The organism is Methylovirgula sp. 4M-Z18 (genome assembly GCF_037890675.1).
Taxonomy (GTDB): Bacteria; Pseudomonadota; Alphaproteobacteria; order Rhizobiales; family Beijerinckiaceae; genus 4M-Z18.
The window spans coordinates 149220-168889 of record NZ_CP149574.1 but is presented as its reverse complement, the minus strand read 5'-3'; the positions used below and the strand labels follow the sequence as shown (position 1 = coordinate 168889).

The window sequence follows — 19670 nt, the reverse complement described above, 5'->3', positions numbered from 1 at the left end:
GAAATCTTCGATAATTTGCAATGTCATGCTTGCAAAGCGAGCGCGAGAGACGCTCCATGCCTTATTCCGGAACGGGCAGGCCTAGGGTAAAATGCGTTGGTTCGCCAATGCGATCAGCAAAGGATGAGTCAGATGGCTTTCTTTGGGCTTCAGCAACAACGCCAGCAGAAGGCCGCCCCGGCCCCGGCGGCAGCAGCCGCTCCCGAGCCGCCGCAGGCCGCGGCACCCGAAACGCAGCCGCAGGACCTGCTGGGCCGCAAACCGGCTTTGCTCGAAGAAAAGCTGAAGCTGCACCAACGCATCATTGAGGAGTTCAATCTGGCACTGCTGGAAAAGCTGCCGCCCGACGAACTCGTCAAGCAGATCCGAACTTATGTCTCCAACCATCTACGGGCCGAGAATATCTCGCTCAATTCGGGCGAGTTGGAGATGTTTACCAATGAGATCGTGGCGGAAATGACCGGCTTCGGCCCGATCGAAACGCTCCTCAAGGACCCAACCATCAGCGACATTCTGATCAACACCCACCGCACATGCTTCGTCGAACGCTTCGGCCGCCTGACCGAGGTGAAGGTGTTTTTCAAGGACGAAGCGCATTTGCTGCGCATCATCAACAAGATCGTCGCCGGCGTCGGACGCCGCGTGGATGAATCGTCGCCGATGGTCGACGCCCGCTTGCCCGACGGTTCACGCGTGAACGTCGCCATTCGGCCCATCGCGGTCGATGGCCCGCTCGTGTCCATCCGAAAATTTTCGAAAAAACCCTTCAACATGGACCGCCTCATCGCGATCGGCGCGCTGCGGCAGCCGATGGTGGATCTGCTCATCGCCGCGGTGAAGGGACGCGTTTCGTCGCTGGTCGTGGGCGGAACCGGCAGCGGCAAGACAACCATGCTGAACGCTCTGTCCAGCTATATTCCGACGAACGAACGCCTGATCACGATCGAGGATGCCGCGGAGCTGCAATTGCAGCAACCCCATGTCGGCCGGCTCGAGACGCGGCCGGCCAATGTCGAGGGCAAAGGCGAAGTTCGGCAGCGCGATCTTCTGAAGAACGCCCTGCGCATGCGCCCGGACCGCATCATCGTCGGCGAGTGCCGTGGCGAAGAAGCATTTGACATGCTGCAGGCGATGAACACGGGCCACGAAGGCTCGATGACCACGATACACGCGAATTCGCCGCGTGAAGCAGTCAAACGCCTCGAACAGATGGTCGGCATGGCGGGCTTACCGATGACAATGCAGGCCATCCGCAGTCAAATCGCTTCGGCGATCACCCTCCTGATCCAATTGCAACGCATGCCGGACGGTCAGCGGCGCGTGATGAGTATCAGCGAGATCACCGGTATGGAGGGCGAGGTGATACAGATGCATGAGATCTTTCAGTTCGTGAAAGAGCGCACCGACGAGCAAGGCATGATCCACGGCAGTTTCCGCGCCACCGGCGTCCGGCCGAAGTTTATAGCCGGCTTGCGGGCCTACGGCCTGGAGATTCCGGCGAGCCATTTTGACCCGAACAAAGTTCTGTAGGAGATCGGCATGAGCGAGCCGCTTCTCATTTATGGCCTCGTCTTCATTGCAGGCGTTCTGGGCGTCGAGGCGCTTTACTGGCTGGTCTTTCGCACGCGCGGCGTCAAGCGCGCGCTCAATCGCCGCCTGGCACTCAGCGCGACGATAAAAAACAGCGAGCAGGTCCTCGACGTTCTCAGGCGAGAGCGCGGGTTCAAAGATTTTGACAGCTTGGGCTTGGCCAAATTCAGCGATTTCGTGCTGCAGACCGGGTTGCGCCTCACCTTGGGCAGCCTCGCACTCTGGACCGTGGTCGTTGTCCTCGCCCTTTTCGGCGCTGCGGTCTTTTTTCTTGGCCCACACCCGCTTGTCTTCTTGATCGCGGCGGCCGGCGGACCGGTGCTTGTCTACGGCTATATCTACCTCAAACGGTCCAAGCGCATCGCGCGGTTTGGTGAGCAATTCCCGGACGCCATCGAAATCATCGTCCGCGGCCTACGCGTCGGCCATCCCTTCGCGAGCGCTATCGCTCTCGTCGCCCGAGAAATGCCCGACCCGATCGGCTCCGAGTTCGGTATGACCGCGGACGAAATCACTTACGGTCAAAGCATCGTCCAGGCGCTCAACAATCTCTTTCGGCGCGTGGGGCAGCAGGATCTTCTCTTTCTCGTCGTCGCGGTGAGCATTCAAAGCGAAACCGGAGGCAATTTGGCCGATGTTTTGGCCCGCCTTGCGCGCCTCATTCGCGAACGGGTCAAGCTGCGGCTGAAGGTTCGCGCGCTCAGCGCCGAAGGACGCATGTCCGCGCTGTTTCTGACAATAATGCCCTTTGCCTTGTTTGGCGTCGTCTCGCTCATGTCGCCGAACTATTTCGACCAGGTACGCACCTCCGGATTCACCGTTCCGGCAGTCGCTTATGGCCTGATATCAATCGCCATCGGCAATTTCGTCATTTACCGCATGGTCAATTTCAAAGTTTAGGACTGCGCGATGGATATAAAGCTCATACTGATCCTCGCGCTGGCTTTCGCCTCGGCGGCGACTGTTATTATAATGATATCTCAAGCATATTTTTCACGAGCGCAGGTCAGAAGGCGCCTGCCGGGCAATCAGGTCCAAGCCATATCCGCGGACGGCAGTTCCAGCACATCCGTACAAGATTTTATCTCGGAATATTTCAGCAAAGAAAGGTTTGGCGTCGAAGGGCCCATACAAGCCAAATTGCGTTTGCAATTGCTGCGTGCGGGCTTCTTTCGCAGCGACGCGATCAGTTACTATATTTTTGCGCGCGTTTGCACGGTCTGCTCGGTGCCGATTTGCGTTTTCTTGCTCATTCGCCTTTTGCTGCCGAACACGGCATTCTTGGTGCAGATGGTTCTCGTTGCGGCCTCGACCGGAATTGCAATCCTGCTCCCCGACGCATTTCTCGCGCGGCGCCAGGGACAACTCGAGCATGAATACCGTTTGGTCTTCCCGGACATGCTAGATTTGCTCGTCGTCTGCGTCGGCGCGGGCCTCAGCATCGAAGGCGGATTCGAACGTGTTCGGGGCCAACTCCGGAAACAGAGCGCCGCTCTGGGTTTGAATCTCGATATGCTGGCAGCGGAAATGCGCGCGGGCCGACCGATGGTCGATGCGTTGAATTCGCTCGCGGACCGGCTGGCGATCGATGAAGCCGCATCCTTCGTCGGGGTGATTCGTCACTCTTACGAGTTGGGAGGCGACGTCGGCGGAGCGCTCCGGGTTTTCAGCGACGATATGCGGGACAAACGCCTGCTTCGGGCAGAGGAAATGGCGAACAAATTGTCGGTAAAGATCGTTCTGCCGCTGGCCTTGTTCATCTTTCCAGTTATCCTGACGATCATCATGTTGCCCGTGATCTTAAAGCTTCTCTTCGTTTTCAATCAACATTGAGTCGAAGTGATCTTTCGATAGATGACACGCTGTGGCACAATCGGACATGAATCGTCGGTGAGTTGCGGAAGTATCGCGTATCACATCCTGAATGTAGGGAGGCAAGGTTGCCGAATATCATACGTGTACTTCTTTTGCTGTCGGTCTGCGCAACGACGCCATACCTTGTCGCGTGCCAATCGGTGGAGGGCACCCCTGGAAGCGATAAAATAACCGGCTCCGATCCGCAGGATGTGCAATATTATCCCTCGGACGAGCCAGTGCGTCTCGGCAAGCAGCGTTTCAAAGAGGGCGCTTACGGCATTGCCGAGCACTATTTTCGTGATGCGGTTGAACGCCAACCGCGAGATCTGGAGGCTTGGCTGGGCTTAGCGGCGAGCTACGACCATCTTAGCCGCTTCGATCTCGCCGATCGCGCGTATGCGCATGCAGCAAGTCTCGGCGGCACGACGGCGCGCCTGCTCAACAATGAAGGATATTCCTTTCTCCTGCGAGGCGATCTGGAAAAGGCCCGGGCAAAGTTCGTGGCGGCTGCGCGGCTCGACCCGACGAATGTCACGATTGCCAATAATATTCGGCTCCTCGACGGGAGTCGGAAATATGTCCGCCGGGACGGAGAGCAAATTAACAGCGATACGCAATAGAGTATGTTGATTTTTAGCAGAATCGTACTGGACCGCGAGCTTGTCGCTCGCCAGTGCCGGTGCGAGCGACAAGCTTGCGATCCGGCTGCTCACAATGTGCGCAAGCGCTTCCATATAAAAACAGAATGCTCTAAATATCGCGGTCGCGCCTGATCAAGGGCCAACTCAATGGTCCGCGTAGCGCCGCGCGGATTTAGGATCGACCTTCGTCATCACGCTGCCGAGATAGAACGATTCGTCAAGATCGAGCGCCGCGAGGGCCGCGGAAATCTCGTTGGCGTTGGTATTGCCCCACTCGACCACGACGACGATGCCATCGAGAAGATGCATCGCAGCGTGCGCATCGGTCAACTGCGCGAGCGACGGCAGATCGATGACGACATAATCATAGGCGTCGCGCAGATTGGCGAGCAATGTGCCCGCGCGCTCGGATTGCGATAGGCGCCGGGCCGCGTGTTCCGCGCGGTTCGAGCCGGACGGCAGGAAACGCAGACCCGTCTGCACATCATGCCAGGTGACTTCGGGCAGGTCCTTGAAGCCCGATGCGACGTCGAGGAAGCCATCGTCCACTTTGCTGAGCAAAAGTTTGCTGAGCGAAGCCGCGCCGAAATCCCAATCGATCAGGGCCGTGCGAGAACTGCCATGGGCAAGAAAATGTGCGAGGTTGACCGCGACCGTCGTCGTGCCGGCGCCGGGGCGCACGGAAACGCAACCGATCAGCTTCGTGTCGCCGACCTTTTCCTGCTGACGCGAGATGCGGATGCCGACGGTGCGAATGGCCTGCGCGAAAGCGCTGTGCGGATAGTCGATGGCTTGGCGCAGGACTGGCGGCGGCGCCGGCAATTTGCGATCCGCCTCCGTCTTGGTTTTGGTCTTGGTTCGGTTGGAGATCAGCTTGACGGGCGTCGCGGGCAAGTGCGGCCGAGCACGGATCATTGGAACCCGTGCGATGAACGGCACGCCGGTTGCCGCCAGCAATTGCCCTTCGGTGTAGATGCGGCGGTCCATGATTTCGCGCATCAGCGCCAAGACCATGCCCAGCATCAAGCCAACGAGCGCACAAAGCACGAAGGTGACGGTGACTTTCGGCGAGCTCCTGACCAATGGCGGAGTCGCCGGCGTCACGATGCGCGCCTCCGGCACGGGGAAGGATTGGTCCTGAACGGTCTGCGTGTAGCGCTGCAGGAAGTTCTCGTAGAGCGAACGATAGATGTTGGCCGAGCTCTCAAGCGAGCGGTAGGTGACAAGATTTGCGTCGGTTTTCGCCGCGACATTCACGGTATCGTTGAGACGCTTTTGGATCGAGTCCTCGGTCGCGCGATTCACTTCGTAATCGCTCTTGTAGGTCTCGGCGATATGGCCGATCTCGTCGGCAATGGCGTGCTGGATGCTGGCCATTTCGCTTTTCAGATTCACGACGGCAATGTGCGTGGCGCCATATTTAGCGGCGAGATCGGAGACGCGGCTCGCATCGTCAAGATATTTCTGGCGCAGATTGTTGATGATTGGACTCTTCAGCGCATCCGTCACCGCGCCATCCGCGACACCGTCCACCACGCCAGTTTGCAAGATGCTTTGAATACGCTGCAATTTGGCTAAGGAATCGGCCGTCTTCGCGCGCGCGTCTTCCAATTGCGTGCTGAGCTCGATCAGCTGCTGCTGATCCATGAGGCCCTTGCCGGTGTCGACGATATTGTTCTGAATCTTGAAATCCTGAACGGCACGGTCGGCCTTCATCGCCTGATCGCGCAATTCGGTCAGCCTGTCCTCGAGCCACGTCTTGGTCTGATTGGTGGTGTCGGACTTCGCATCGAGCTCGTCGGCAATATAGGCCTCGGCAAAACCGTTCGTGAGTTTGGCGGCTTGCTCCGGATCCCCCGAGGTGACGCTGACACTGATCACATAAGTGAGGCCGACGCGATGCACGTTGATCATGCGCAGCAATTGCTGCGCGATCACCGAGTCAGGATCGGCGGCGGGAAGCGACTTCCCGCCAAGGAATTTGGTGAGGCGCTGCCGCAGCCGATCCATGAACCCGGGGCGCCAATTGGTGAAGGCCGGATCTTCGTTCAGCTTCAGGCGCTCGACGACTTTATGCGCCAACCCTTCCGACTGCAGCAATTCGACCTGGCTTTCGACCATCGCGTTGATCGTCTGCGAATCCTGAATGCCCTGCTGTTCTTTCAACAAATAGGTGCGGCGAATGTCGTAGAGGAGGTCGGCGCTTGCGGTGAACTGCGGCCGTGCCGTCGCGATATAGGCAGCGGCCAGCATCAGCATCAGGATCAACCCGAAGGCAATTACCTTCCACCGCCGGCCCCAGAACGAAAGCAATTGCCGCAACCAAAGAAACGGCTGCGGTTCCGCGTGATGTTGCGGTATTATCTCTTCTTGTTGCAGGGGCGGCTGCCGCCAGACGATCGACATCACATCACGTCCACGCATGAGCGGCCGCGCAAATCGGCACAACGTGGCATGCGCCAGTCAAAATGCGCCGGCAGATGGGTGAGGAAGTAATACGCCAACATGATATCGGTTCGTCCTGGAAAACAACGGCAATTTTACGAATGTGCGAAACGTGAAGCCGGACGTGATCCGGCTGCATTGGCGAATGTCCATTGCCCCGCTCATTCGGCCAACCCGCTCTTTCAATTAACATGCCAAGGAGTCCCGCGCAAAAAATAATCGCGCCGCTCAACATACCAATTGGGCTTAGTCCCGCAGTGGCGGCGCGCACAAATGCACTGTCCGCGCAAGCCGCAAGACATTGTGATCATTCACATATGTGAGGCGCTGCAGGCGGCTCGCAACTCATTCGCTGTGGCAATCGCTCGGTCGTCGCGCCACGTTCTCCCGCAACCCAAAAGGCCTCCCTTGGCCTGTTTCCGCAAGGCCTGTCACGCGTCTCACGCGTTGTTCCCGGACCCTTACTTGACTCATATATATCTCCCCAGTTATACGTTTAAATAATAACCAGGAAGTTATACGTTCAAGATGCCGAACGCCCACGATGTGCTTTTCAGAACGCTGGCCGACCCGACCCGTCGGGCCATCTTCGAGCGCTTGTGCCGCGATGGCGAACTGACGGTCCGGGCGCTGACAACGCAGGCCGGGGTCTCGCAGCCGGCCGTCTCGAAGCACCTTGGCGTTTTGAAGCAGGCCGGGCTGGTGCGCGACCGCCATGAGGGGCGCCAGACGCACTATAGCGCGCAGCTTGGAGCCCTGGCGCCGCTGATCGACTGGACCAGCCAAATGACCGGGTTCTGGGAGAACCGATTTGACGACCTCGAAAACCTACTGAAAAGGATGGATCAATGAACAATAGTGCGGTCGAAACGCGCTCCGTCGTTGTCGAACGGGAGATCCCACATCCGCCGGAGAAGATTTGGCGCGCGCTCACGCAGCCGCATCTGATCGAAGAATGGCTCATGAAGAACGATTTCGAGCCGGTCGTGGGGCACCGTTTCAACCTCCGCGGCGAGTGGGGCAGCGTGTTGGACTGCGAGGTTCTCGCCGTCGAGCCGGTCAAGACCCTGTCCTACACTTGGAATTATGCGCATGACGATGCGGCCTACCATCTTGAGAGCATCGTGACCTTTACCCTCACCCCGACGGACGGGGGGACCCACTTGCGTATGGAGCAACAGGGCTTCCGGCCAGGTCAGAAACAGGCCTACGGCGGCGCCAAGGTCGGATGGCAGAAGTTCTTTGCCAATCTGGAGGAGATTTTAGCGCGAAGCGCGTGAACTTCGGCGCTTCGGCTGATTTTCAAAGGAGACACCAATGAGCTGGAACATGTGGATTCGGCAGATTCATCGCTGGCTATCCATCGCTTTCACGGTGGCTGTTATTTTTAACATCGTCGCCATGGTGCGGCAGGACCAAGCCCTCTGGGTGGGCCTTTTGGCATTGTTGCCCCTTATCTTGCTGCTGCTGACCGGTCTCTACATGTTCGCGCTGCCTTATGCGGCCAAATGGTCCGGCGAGCGGCGCTCCGACGGATAAGAACGGAAACCGAATGCCGATGCGCGATACGCATGTGAAGAGGGCGAGGAAGAAGGCGGCAATGACGATGAAGACGACGAAGAGCGGCGCGACGGAACGAAAAGCCACAGAATCTCCCTCGCGGCTGATTGACGCGCGGATCGAGGAATTGGGCGATTGGCGGGGCGAGATGCTCAGCCGGCTCCGCAGCGTGATCAAGGAAGCCGACCCCGACATCGTCGAGGAATGGAAGTGGCGCGGCGTTCCGGTCTGGTATCACGATGGTATGATCTGCACGGGCGAGACCTATAAGAGCATCGTGAAGATGACATTCGCCAAAGGGGCCGCGTTGAAGGATCCGTCTCGTCTGTTCAACTCCAGCCTCGACGGGAATACGAGACGCGCCATCGACTTCCACGAAGGCCAGACGATCGACGAAGACGCGTTGAAGGCGCTTATTCGCGCCGCAATAACCTTGAACACGTCCAAGAGTTAAAGTCAGCATCGGACGAAAGATTTTTCGTCCCGCAGCCATACCCTCGTTTTTGCTCTGATGCGACGCGAACGCGGCAAGATGAACAACATCTACGCCGCGCTGCTTGCCGCTTCCTCTTTGCAGAAACGACGATATTTCATGGGCTGACACCGATAGCGTGCAAACGCAATATTTTATCGAAAGTCTAAATAATATGCTTTTAAATATGCAATGCCATTTTACATAATCGAAAGTAAAAACCTGTTGTTAAGTCGTGCCTGAATATAGTGGCGCGACATGGTGCCTTGTTATACACTCTTCATACAAAGTCTCGCTAAAGACAGCTGAAAGAATGGTCCACGGTTCGGCTCGATTCATCAAACGCTCCTCCGCTTCGCAACGTAGCGGGGACGAACAGGCCGTTACTCATTTTGTTCGCACGCGAGACGCCGACAGCGCGACCCACAAGCGGGGTGTGAATTGGCGGGCCGTAGGTTATATTTGCGTGATTGTGGCTTGCGGTATTTTTTGGACGGCTATCGCAATGATATGCTGGTATTTGTGGCATTGATTTTCGGCACATTTCAGACTCTTGCCCCGCAGAGCGAGGCTATATGAAAATCGCTTATTTTGTACACGACCTCAGCGATGCAGCTGTGCACCGCCGAATCCGGATGCTTGCACCCTTCGCCGATCTGGTCGTGCTGGGCTTTCGCCGGTCCGACAAGCCCGTGGCGACGATCGGGGGCATCACGCCCATCGATCTCGGCCGGACGGCAGATGGGCAATTTGCCCAAAGGATCCGGGCGGTCATGCGAGCGGCAGCGGCCCAACCGCGCTGGCTGCCGGCCCTGACCGGCGTCACGCATGTGATGGCACGGCAGCTCGAAACCCTGGCGCTGGCCGCGCGGGCGCGGCGGCGGATCGCGCCGCAAGCCCCGCTGATCTTCGAATGTCTCGACATTCATCGCTTGATGCTTGACGCGGGCCCCGTCGGCCTGGCGCTGCGCGGTCTCGAGCAGCGCTTGCTGCGTAAGTCTGGGCTTTTGGTCGTGAGCTCGCCGGCCTTCGTGGAGGCTTATTTCGCGCCGCGTCAGCACATCGCCTTGCCGGTCCATTTGCTCGAGAACAAGATGCTCGCCTCGGAGCTCGACGCCGGCTGGCCGGGAAATGTGGTGCCGCCGCCAGCGAAGCCGCCCTGGCGGATCGGCTGGTTCGGGCAGATCCGCTGCCGCCGGAGCCTGCTGCTGCTCGCCGAACTCGCACGGCAATTGCCAAGGTCCGTCGAGGTCATCATCCGCGGCCGCGTGAGCACCGATGTGATCCCTGACTTCGATGCCATCGTGGCCGCGACGCCCGGCCTCAGCTTTCACGGCCGTTATGATCGCGCCACCATGCTCGGCCGGATCTACGGCGAGGTGCATTTCAACTGGGCCATGGATTTTTTCGAGGCCGGCGGCAATTCGGAATGGCTGTTGCCGAACCGTCTGTATGAGGGCGGCGCCTTCGGCGTCGTGCCCATCGCCTTCGGCCGGGTCGAGACGGGCCGTTGGCTCGCGCGGCACAACGCGGGCGTGTTGCTTGATGAGCCGATCGAGCGGTCCTTGCTCGATTTCTTCCGCGCCTTGACCCCGGATGCCTACAGTACGCTGCGGGCTGCGGCGGCGCGAATCGACGCCAGCAATTTTGTCGACGATTCCGCGGCTTGCGCGCAATTTGTCCACAAACTTGCGTCCTTACGCGCAACCGCATAATCAACTCGCGATGAGACGTTTTGACCCACCGAAATTGACGGTCGCCGTCCCCGTCCTGAACGAGGAGCGCTACATCGCCGATTGTCTCGGCTCGCTCATGGCGCAGGAAGGGGTCAAGCCGTTCGAGATTATCGTTGCGGACGGTGGCAGCACCGACCGCACACGGGAGATCGTTGCGGCCCTGAGCGCCCAACATCCGAATATCCGTCTCATCGCCAATCCGCGGCGGCTGCAATCGGCGGCCATCAATCTTGCCGCGACCGAGGTCGCCAAGGGCACGAATATCCTGGTACGGGCCGATGCACATGCGCTCTACCCGCGCGATTTCCTGCGCAAATGCCTCGACGCGCTGTTGGCGAGCGGCGCGCAATCGGTGGTAGTGCCGATGCGCACGGTCGGCGCCCGAGGCTTTCAGCGCGCCATTGCCGCGGCACAGAACAGCCGTCTCGGCAACGGCGGCTCCAGCCACCGCGTCGCTGGCATGTCGGGGTTCGTCGATCACGGTCATCACGCCATGTTCGACTTAACGTTTTTCCGCCAGATCGGCGGGTACAATGAGACATTCAGCCACAACGAGGATGCCGAATTCGACATTCGGCTGCACCGGTTCGGCGGCCGCGTTTGGCTGTGCACGGAGGCGCCGGTCGCCTATTTTCCGCGCTCCAATCTGCGCGGCCTTGCGCGGCAATATTACCGGCACGGCGCCGGACGCGCGCGCACCCTGTTGACCCACAATATACGCCCGCGGCTACGCCAGATGCTTCCCGTCGCCGCGCTGGCAGGCGTTGTCGCCGGCGCCCTGTTATGGCCGCTGTCGCCGATCTTTGCCCTGATTCCGCTCCTCTATGTCGCCATTTGCCTGATCTGGGCGGCTTGCGCCGTGGTCCGTGCACGCGATCCGGGCCTGATCGGCATGGCGGCGGCGGCGATCACGATGCATCTTGCCTGGGCGGTCGGCTTTCTCAAATCGGTGATGCAGCATCAGGCGAGTTCGCGGCCTTAGGGCATTTTCCGTTCTTTCAGAAGCGGAAATGCTCTAAGTTCTTGTTCTGCCGCATTTTCTTAATCGAAAAGTCGAACAATTTTTCTCGAAAATGCTCTTGATCCTGACCCTAAGGATTATTGACCCTTCGGATAGGTACTGTCCGCGGACAAAACCGATTATATGCGAGGATCATTGTGCCGCCGGTACGGCAGGGCCGCGCGTGGGTTGTATTTTGAAGGACATTTGAAAGGCGTCGCTCTGATGGCTGAAATTGATGTCTGCGTCTGCACGTTCAGGCGGCCATCGCTTGCCGACACCTTGCGTTCGCTCGCCCTGCAAACGGCGCGGCAGCAACACACAATACGCATTGTCATCGCCGACAATGACGTCACCCGCGAGGCCGAGGCGGCGATCGTCGCGATCTGCCAGCAACTCGGCTTGCCCTTCACTTATGTCCACGCGCCGGCGCGCAATATTTCCATCGCCCGCAACGCCTGCCTCGATGCGGCACAGGCCGAATTCGCCGCCTTTATCGACGATGACGAGACTGCAGAGCCGAACTGGCTGGCCGATCTGCACGATTTCCTCGTGCAACACGAGGCCGATGTGGTGTTCGGTCCGGTCGACGCGATTTACCCGCCCGACACCGCACCCTGGCTGCGTCAATGGGCTTTCCATGCGTCCCAACCGGTTGTGCGCGATGGAAAACCGATCGAGACCGGCTACACCAGCAATGTCATCTTCCGGCGCGCGGTGATCGGCGGATTGCGGTTCGATCCGGCCTTCGGGCGCACCGGCGGCGAGGACACGATGTTCTTCCATGCGCTGTTTCAGCGCAGCGCAAGGCTCGCCTATTGCCCCGCGGCCCGTGTCCGCGAACCGGTGGCGATCGAGCGCACCCACATGTCCTGGATTTTGCGGCGCGCTTACCGCTCCGGCGAGACGCACGGGATCATGCTGACAAGCTATCGGCGCTGGTGGCTGCGTGAATTTGCGGTCGCCTCGGCGAAGGCGGGTTATTGTCTCGCCAATGTCGCGGTGAGATGGCCCCTGGGCGGAGCTTGGCAACGCTATTTGGCACGCGCGGCACTGCACGTCGGAGTTGCAGCCCGCACGCTCGACGGCAAGAAAGCGCCTACCTTGTCATGACGGCGCCGAATGTCAGCGTGATCGTCGCCGCGTGGAACGCGGCCGGCTTTATCGGCAACGCGCTGCGCAGCGCCCTGGCGCAGCAGGGTGTGACTCTCGAAGTTCTTGTGATCGACGACGCATCCACTGATGCGACGGTGCAGGTCGTCGAAGCACTGAACGATCAGAGGATACGGTGCATTCGCCTCCCCACCAATCAAGGACCGGCCGGGGCGCGCAACGCCGGTCTGGCGGCGGCGCAGGGCGAGTGGGTAGCGGTTCTCGATGCGGACGATACGATGCGGCCGCACCGTCTCGCGCAGCTTGTCGCTTTCGGCCGCGAGACAGCGGCCGATATTGTGGCTGACAATCTTTGGGTGAGTACAACGAACGCGTCGAGGCCGCCGCATCTGCTGATCGACGAGCCGCTCGACGGTGCCGCCTTGCCGGTTTCGTTACAGGACTATTTTCTCGATAATCTGCTGTTTGGTAAGGGCCGCGGGCTCGGGTATCTGAAACCGCTGTTTCGTCTCGAATTTTTGCGCGGCCACGCGCTTGCTTACGATCCGCACCTGCGCATCGGCGAGGATTTCCAACTTGTGGCCGAGGCTTTGGCGCAGGGCGCCAAATTCGTGCGGCGCCGATCGGCAGATTACGACTATCAGGTGCACACCGGCTCGATCTCGCATCGTTTGTCCGAAGCCAATGCGCAAGCAATGCTGCAGGCGGCCGACGGATTTTTGGCGCGATATGCAGCGCAACTCGCGACGGCCGATCGTGCGGCGGCTGAGGCCTATACGCGCAGCCTGCGCCAGGGCGCGGCTTTCGTCGCGATGGTCGCGGCGCTGAAGCGCCGGCGCGTCAATGATTTTCTGACGATCGCGGCCACCAACCCGGCGGCGTTGAAACATATGATGATGCCGGTGCAAGCGCGGCTGCAGCGGTTTTTCGGCCAGGGGCGGTAGCCCTGCGCAAGCGCTCCGTCATGAGTATCCTTACCGCGATTCGCGCGCCCATATTTGTATGAGCCGCTACAACTTGGGACGATCTGCTAACGACCGCCAACGCTCCATACCGTATCGTTTTTGCATTAGGGATAGCAGGCAAAATCGCACAGAACATGTGCGATCTCGTGATCTGCGAAACAATTTGAGAAGGACATTGTTCCGCAATGATCGATCAAGGAAAAATCGAACGCGAACGGCAATTTCATAACGAGCGCTTCATTCACGAAGCCGATCCCCGGCAGCATCTGGACAAGTGGTACGCATCGATCCGACATGGCGCCGAATGGCAGAATGAGCTGGTGCGTCGTTACGCCAATAATGCCGATGTACTCGAATATGGCTGCTCGACTGGCGGCCTTTCGATCGATGAATTGCGTTTGCCCGAAATTTGCCGCTCGTTCACCGGTATCGACATTTCCGATGTCGCAATCGCCAAAGCCAACCGGCATGCCGATGCGGCAGGCTTTACCAATGCCCGCTTTCTTGCCATGGATGCCGAGGCGATGAGCTTCGCCGATGGCAGCTTCGATCTGGTGTTTGGACGCGGTATCATTCACCATCTTGATATCGACAAAAGCTTCGGCGGCATCGCGCGCGTCCTGCGGAAAGATGGCGTCGCGATTTTTTGCGAGCCGATGGGGCATAACCCAATCCTCAATCTCTATCGCAAAACGACCCCCGACATCCGCACCATTGACGAGCATCCGCTGAAGATGGCGGATTTCGTCGTCGCGCGCCGCCATTTCGCGCGCGTCGAGACGAAGTTTTACGGCCTTTTTTCCGCGGCGAGCCGCTTTCTAGATCCGGCATCGAACCGGCTGCCATATCGTGCTTCGAAGGCTTTCGACAATTGGATATTGCGCGCGCCAGCAATCGGGCGCTACGCGTGGTATTGCCTGATCGTGTGCCATAAGGGCTGATCATCTCGGCGCGTATGGTATACAATAAGCGACGCGACCAAGCGGGCGCGGCTGATGTTGAACGCTTCCACTCTGATGGGCGCGCCTCTTCTTCGCTTATCTAGGTTCAGCCAGACCAGACTCTTATTCATGAGCCCAAGCAGCATGCTCGTGCCCTCGATATTCGTTTGAACAAAAAATTGTCGGAACAATATGTGCAAGCCTACCTGAAGGAGCGTCGACACGTGTCCGAGAATCGCGCCGGCGCTCAAGCTCTTGCGAGGAGAATGCGGCTTTGTCCCTCAAACCAGCAGTCCTGATCCTTGGTGCACTGTGCCTGTCCGTTGGCGCGGCCCATGCGCAAAATGCTGATAAAGCGACGCGATTGTCGGTCGCGGGCGCCACGATGACCTTGAATGCCACCTTCAGCGCGCCCGTCAGGTGGCGGCGCGGTGCCATTGATACGAATGCACGCCCAAAGCCGCTAACGGACCCGTCTTTCTCGTGGAAGGCGGGCTACATCTGGGATCATCCGATGCGAGGCGAGACAGGGGGCGACAGAGACGCCTTTCCGGCCTGGACGTCGAACGTGACGGCTGAAGCCAGTCCGAACGGAGATCTGATCGCCCGCCTTGGTCCGCAACGCAGCCCGATCTCGTTTGCCGGCGGATTGCGGTTGACGGCGCGACCGATGCCGCCGGACCTCGCGGCGACGGTGAGCGATTCCGATCCGCGCGACTACATCAGCGGCACGATCACCAGCTTCCCCTATGCGCAAACCTATGGCGTCTTCGCCATGTCAGCGAAAGTGCCGCGCGGAGCCGGATTGTGGCCGGCGTTCTGGCTCATTCCGGCTGACAATTCCTGGCCACCGGAAATTGACGTCATGGAAGTGGTCGGCCGCGAGCCGAGTACGGTCTACACGACGGTGCATACCAATGTACCCAATCGCGAGACCTCTATCGGCCACGGCACCGTGACCCATCTCGATTTGAGTGCCGCCTATCACGAATATGCCGTCGATTGGGGACCGGAGCGGATCGACTGGTATTTCGACGGCAAGCTGATCTTTTCGCGACCGACCCCGCCGGATCTGCACAAGCCCTGCTACATCATCGCCAATCTCTCTGTCGGCAAGCCGGACAGTTGGGATGGCGCCCCCGATGCGGCAACGGAATTTCCGGCGACGATGCAGATCGCCTATATCCGCGCGTGGCAACGCCCGGAATATGCCGGCGCCGCCCTAAAATGAGGCGTTCTTGCGACCTTCACGCAATCACAAAGCATTCAAAAGAACCGACCGGAATCGTTATTCTTCCTCGATTTATAGCGCTCGCGTTTTAGGCCGAGGCAAGTCCTGCGTGGTCGCGACTTCCAGCATTGGCATGTTTTGCGGCCGGCGCGGCGGCGTTGCGCCCGCTCTTGCCATGGGCTGCGGCGCGGTCGCATAGGTCCATCCGATCGCGAACAGAATCGGAGCGAGGTCGAATGGGCCCATCATCTCCACTTCCAGCCACATGCGCGCGAGGGTGAAGAGCGTGAAGCCGATGAAGAACGCCGTGCTCGGCGAAGGCTCGCGCAGCACCCGGATCAAACAGGCAATGACCGTCGAGGCCATGAACGTGCCCCAGACCAGCACGCCGACGAGACCCATCTCGACCCGCACTTCGTAATAGAGATTATGAAAATGGAATCCGGTGCGGGAATCGACATGCAATTGCCGCCACAATCCTTCCGCCTCGACAAAGCCTTGCCGCCAGAACGCATTGTAGCCGACACCGAGCAACGGATTGAGATGGATCATGTCCCCGGCGCGCTGCCACAGAATGGTGCGGCCAGTGAGCGAGCTGTCCTTGCCGACAAGCTCCAGGATTTGACCGAGTTGGGCACCAATCAGCAAAAATGCAAGCAATGTCGCGACCAGCATGACAGCGACCGAAGCGATGACCAACGTGCGAAACCGGCTCGGCAGCGTCGCGACGAAAATGAAGAACAACGCGACGGAAAAGCCGACCGCCAATGCGGCCAGCGCATCAAGCGACCGAGCCTGCAAAGCCAAAATCGGTCCGATCACCAATCCACCGGCTGCGACAAGGCGCACGAGCTGCGGCTGATTGCGTTCCGCCACTGTCGCAAGCGAAAGGAGCGAGCACAGCGCCGCCATATAGCCCATGAAGTTCTTCGAGCCGAAGACACCGACCAAAGCCTCATTGCCGGCGTAGAACATATCTTCGTGCCGGTTGAACACGAGCGAGGCGAGCATCTGCATCACGGTCGCCACGGTCAGTGCCGAGATGAGCTTGGCCGGAGCCATGCGATGGCCGATGTAAACGGCAATGACCATTACGATCAGGAATTCGGAGCCGATCTTGATGGTATAGGGGGCGTCGCGCGACCAAAGCGTCGATGCGCATGCAAGCAACGGCAAGGTCAGCGGCAAACGCGCCCGCACCACCTGCGCGATCGATTGCGTCGGATGCGCCATGGCTGTCAGCAGCCACAGCCCGAGGAAGATCGCCGGCGCGAGCACGCCCCCCATGCTCGAGAACAAGAGCCCCACCTGGGTGAACCCAAGGCTGGCGAAGGACACAAAGCATATCCACCACAGCCGGTCGTTCGGGAGCGCGGGCGAGCGGTTCGCATACGGGCGGATGCGCGCGACCGTATCGCCTCTCGCTCTTGTGCCATCTGCCAGCTTGGAACTCACCATAACTCCGCTCTTGCCCCTTATGCCTAGAGCGTTTCCCGTTCTTTCAGAACCGGAAATACTCTAGCGCGTGGCCGCCATCAAATTCGGCTCCTATGATGGACCGCCGAGCAGAACCACGCATAACGCCCGAGCGCGGCAGGGCGCAACATCGAATCGTCGACCGCGCGAATACGTACCGCGCACGCTGTTGGCATCCCAGCTCCAGCAAATGCCTTGAGGCGGAAAAAGGCCGCGGTTCGACGGCTCGAACGCGCGCCGCGTCACAATGCCGGTGGAGGGCCACACGCGCCATGTTCAGGCTCTTGTGCAAACGTCTCCAATCCATGCGTGCAGCTAGGCTACACGCCTGTTGGGAGAGCGCAAGGACGCCTTTCGGCGTAGGTCTTATTGCGTCGCCGTGCGGATGTTGGCGGCGGACTCGGTGCCCGGCAACACGATGTTGAGCAGCTTGGTCAAATCGGACGACGGCGAGTTCGAGACGAACAGAATATCCCTGTCGCGCATGTAGAACTTCGACGCGCGGAAATATCCCGACGGATCGGAGAGATCGACCGAGTAGATCGTCGGCACTTGCGCCGGCGCATCCGAAGGAATGCCAAGTGCGGTCAATGTGGAGCGCGGCTCGGTGCGATACACGAAGATCGCTTGAGCATGCGCGCGGTCGTCGTTCAGACCGCCGGCCTTACCGATCGCATCGGCGAGCGTGAGCTCCGTATCCTCGAAGGCGAAGCGCCGGTTGACCTGGCCGAGCGACGAACTCTGGCCGACGGCGCCAAGCGCCACGAAGAAGCGTTGCTCATGGGAGAGGAAAACCACGTCACCGGGCTGCAACTGAATATTCTGCTTCGGGTCTTGCGCCACGAGCGAGAGCAGAGCCTTCGATGCGCGCCCATGCCGCTGCAGCGTCACCATCGTTTCATAGGCAGGATATCTCGGCCCGCCGGCGCGGGCGACCGCTTCGAGCAGGCGCGAGCCGCCGGGATCGAGCGAGAAGCGCGTCGAAGTATAGACGTCGCCGAGCACGCTGACCGCGTCTGTCCCGCGATTGACAATGGTGACGACCACTTGCGGTTCCAGCGCGCGGGAAGAAAGGCGGCCTTGGATGGCTTGTTGAACGCTCTGCGCCGATTCGCCCGCCGCATGCACGACACCCGCGTAGGGTATTGTAATATTGCCGGCCGCATCGACCTGCTGCACCGGAATGGCAACGAAATTGCCGGGACGTGCCCCCGCGTCCTTGGGCATGAACAAGCCGCCGGAATCGGCCTCGAAAATCGTGACGCTAAGTTGGTCGCCGGGGCCGATCTTGCCGCTCGCCGCACCGACTCGCGTCGTCACACTAGAAAAGCCGGCCGAGACGTCTTTCGACGCAACGATCTTTACGGCCTCGTCAGTCAGGGGCACCAGCGCATAGGGCGTGGGGACGTCATTGACCAGTTTCGGGTGGAATTGCGCGCCCTCAACCACGGCCTCGCGCGTCGGCCCGCTCTCGGACAGAAAGGGCGAGGGATTGCTGCAACCCGCCAGAATGAGCGCAAGCGCCGACACGGCGGCGAAGCGGCGACCTGGGATTCTGTGCTGAACTGGCGTGACGCCCTCCCTCAGACGGGAGACCGTTGACGCGCGCGAACACAACTCACTCAACTGACGCAAAATACTCATTACTCAGGCCCTTTGCAGCCGCCCCTGCTGTTAGCGCCTTTGCGGTGGTTTGTTCAGGGACGCACCGATACGCGCCCCAACCGCACCTGCACGTCAGGAAAGTTTTTACTGTTTCCGTCTATCAATGGTTGTTTTGACTCTAACAAGTATTTTGCGAAGAAGGCCAGGGCGTAGGCTCGTAGAATCTCAAGATTCCTGCGCGGTGTGTTCTTGCTGCCACGCCCGGAAAAAAGCGAACGCAACCAGCTGCTTGGCTCGGCAAAATCAGCGTGATTGCTGTTCGCTACGGTCAGGGCATAGACATCGGGACGGGTCAAAGCGGTTTCGATCACCCGGAAATCGGCTTGGTTCAACCTGGACGTGTACCGTCGGGCCGGATCTTGTGCGTTCAAATCCGCCTCGGTCGGCTCCGGCGTTGCATCGTTGATGAGCATATAGGGGCAGTGCGTGCCGCTCTTCGCCGCCTCGCCAAAATGCCAACCGTCGATATTGAGCGCGGCCCGGAAACGCTGGTCGCTGGCACAAGCCTCCGCCGCCACGGCGCCGCCGAACGAATAGCCTAGGATTCCCGCGCGTGACGTATCAGTCAGGCTCGCAATGCCGGAGGAATCGACCCAGTCGAGCACGCGGGCAGCATCCTGCATCCGCGCATGCGCCCGGGCATTGGCGATCCGGACCGTGGCCTCGAAGGCAGCCTGCGAAGAAAAATCCATCGGCTCGCCGGAATTGGGATAGGTCACGGCCGCAATCACAAATCCATGACTCGTAAGATCTTCGAGCAATCTTCGGTTGTCGATTTGCGTGCCGTCCCAATCGGCGAAATAGACGAGGATCGGAAACCTGACGTCCGTCGGAGCCGAGGCCGGATAGAACAGCGTGACACGCGCCGTCGACTCGGCCACCGCCGACAAGGCCTCTGGCGCCAACTCCTTGACGGCGAAGGTTCCGCTCGGCGTAACGGCCCCGACGAGCATGCTTGTCATCCATATGCCAATGGCG

At 59.7% G+C, this 19670-nt stretch carries 18 protein-coding genes; 14 read left to right on the top strand and 4 right to left on the bottom strand.

Going from position 1 to position 19670, the window contains the following annotated elements; genetic code table 11:
- Positions 1-132: 132 nt before the first annotated feature.
- The 4 genes from V9T28_RS00690 to V9T28_RS00675 all read left to right on the top strand — a co-directional run bounded on the left by V9T28_RS00690 (position 133) and on the right by V9T28_RS00675 (position 4067).
- The gene (locus V9T28_RS00690) at positions 133-1530 is read left to right on the top strand and encodes a CpaF family protein (RefSeq protein ID WP_116402650.1); all 1398 of its coding nucleotides are present in this window, start codon (positions 133-135) and stop codon (positions 1528-1530) included.
- Positions 1531-1539: 9 nt separating this feature from the next.
- On the top strand, positions 1540-2490 hold the full coding sequence (locus tag V9T28_RS00685) for a type II secretion system F family protein (protein WP_116402651.1): 951 nt from the start codon (positions 1540-1542) through the stop codon (positions 2488-2490).
- 9 nt (positions 2491-2499) lie between these two features.
- A complete protein-coding gene (locus tag V9T28_RS00680; protein ID WP_116402652.1) occupies positions 2500-3423 on the top strand; it encodes a type II secretion system F family protein in 924 nt (307 codons plus the stop codon).
- 107 nt (positions 3424-3530) lie between these two features.
- Positions 3531-4067: a tetratricopeptide repeat protein gene (locus V9T28_RS00675; protein ID WP_116402653.1), complete on the top strand. Its 537-nt coding sequence runs from the start codon at positions 3531-3533 to the stop codon at positions 4065-4067.
- A gap of 165 nt (positions 4068-4232) precedes the next feature.
- Here V9T28_RS00675 and V9T28_RS00670 read toward each other — a convergent pair whose 3' ends face one another.
- Positions 4233-6512, bottom strand: coding sequence for a GumC family protein (locus V9T28_RS00670; RefSeq protein ID WP_116402654.1), 2280 nt, complete (start codon positions 6510-6512; stop codon positions 4233-4235).
- 549 nt (positions 6513-7061) lie between these two features.
- Here V9T28_RS00670 and V9T28_RS00665 point away from each other — a divergent pair.
- The 10 genes from V9T28_RS00665 (at position 7062) to V9T28_RS00620 (ending at position 15551) form a co-directional block, all read left to right on the top strand.
- Entirely contained in the window at positions 7062-7385 is a 324-nt protein-coding gene (locus V9T28_RS00665; RefSeq protein WP_116402655.1) for an ArsR/SmtB family transcription factor, read from the top strand.
- Positions 7382-7813 carry an SRPBCC family protein gene (locus tag V9T28_RS00660; protein ID WP_116402656.1) on the top strand — a complete coding sequence of 144 codons (432 nt, stop codon included), beginning with the start codon at positions 7382-7384 and terminating at the stop codon, positions 7811-7813. The genes V9T28_RS00665 and V9T28_RS00660 overlap by 4 nt, the downstream gene beginning before the upstream one ends.
- Before the next feature lie 37 nt (positions 7814-7850).
- Positions 7851-8072, top strand: a complete 222-nt coding sequence (locus V9T28_RS00655) for a hypothetical protein (protein ID WP_116402657.1) — start codon at positions 7851-7853, stop codon at positions 8070-8072.
- 61 nt (positions 8073-8133) lie between these two features.
- Entirely contained in the window at positions 8134-8547 is a 414-nt protein-coding gene (locus V9T28_RS00650) for a DUF1801 domain-containing protein (RefSeq protein ID WP_245424244.1), read from the top strand.
- A 593-nt stretch (positions 8548-9140) separates the two neighbouring features.
- A complete protein-coding gene (locus V9T28_RS00645; RefSeq protein WP_116402658.1) occupies positions 9141-10280 on the top strand; it encodes a glycosyl transferase family 1 in 1140 nt (379 codons plus the stop codon).
- A 10-nt stretch (positions 10281-10290) separates the two neighbouring features.
- Positions 10291-11283 (top strand): glycosyltransferase family 2 protein, encoded by a 993-nt coding sequence (locus V9T28_RS00640; protein WP_158554901.1) that lies wholly within the window; start codon positions 10291-10293, stop codon positions 11281-11283.
- Positions 11284-11526: 243 nt separating this feature from the next.
- Entirely contained in the window at positions 11527-12414 is an 888-nt protein-coding gene (locus tag V9T28_RS00635) for a glycosyltransferase family 2 protein (protein ID WP_158554902.1), read from the top strand.
- Positions 12411-13358 (top strand): glycosyltransferase family 2 protein, encoded by a 948-nt coding sequence (locus V9T28_RS00630; RefSeq protein ID WP_158554903.1) that lies wholly within the window; start codon positions 12411-12413, stop codon positions 13356-13358. Before V9T28_RS00635 ends, V9T28_RS00630 begins: the two co-directional genes overlap by 4 nt.
- 206 nt (positions 13359-13564) lie before the next feature.
- Positions 13565-14320, top strand: a complete 756-nt coding sequence (locus V9T28_RS00625) for a class I SAM-dependent methyltransferase (protein WP_116402662.1) — start codon at positions 13565-13567, stop codon at positions 14318-14320.
- Between the two features lie 274 nt (positions 14321-14594).
- Positions 14595-15551, top strand: coding sequence for a glycoside hydrolase family 16 protein (locus V9T28_RS00620; RefSeq protein WP_116402663.1), 957 nt, complete (start codon positions 14595-14597; stop codon positions 15549-15551).
- Between the two features lie 72 nt (positions 15552-15623).
- Here V9T28_RS00620 and V9T28_RS00615 read toward each other — a convergent pair whose 3' ends face one another.
- From V9T28_RS00615 to V9T28_RS00605, 3 genes are all read right to left on the bottom strand, one after another.
- Complete coding sequence (locus V9T28_RS00615; protein ID WP_116402664.1) at positions 15624-17009, bottom strand: O-antigen ligase family protein; 1386 nt, start codon at positions 17007-17009, stop codon at positions 15624-15626.
- Positions 17010-17393: 384 nt separating this feature from the next.
- The gene (locus V9T28_RS00610; RefSeq protein ID WP_116402665.1) at positions 17394-18671 is read right to left on the bottom strand and encodes a polysaccharide biosynthesis/export family protein; all 1278 of its coding nucleotides are present in this window, start codon (positions 18669-18671) and stop codon (positions 17394-17396) included.
- 53 nt (positions 18672-18724) lie between these two features.
- Positions 18725-19654, bottom strand: a complete 930-nt coding sequence (locus tag V9T28_RS00605) for an alpha/beta hydrolase family protein (RefSeq protein ID WP_147306519.1) — start codon at positions 19652-19654, stop codon at positions 18725-18727.
- Between the last annotated feature and the right edge of the window lie 16 nt (positions 19655-19670).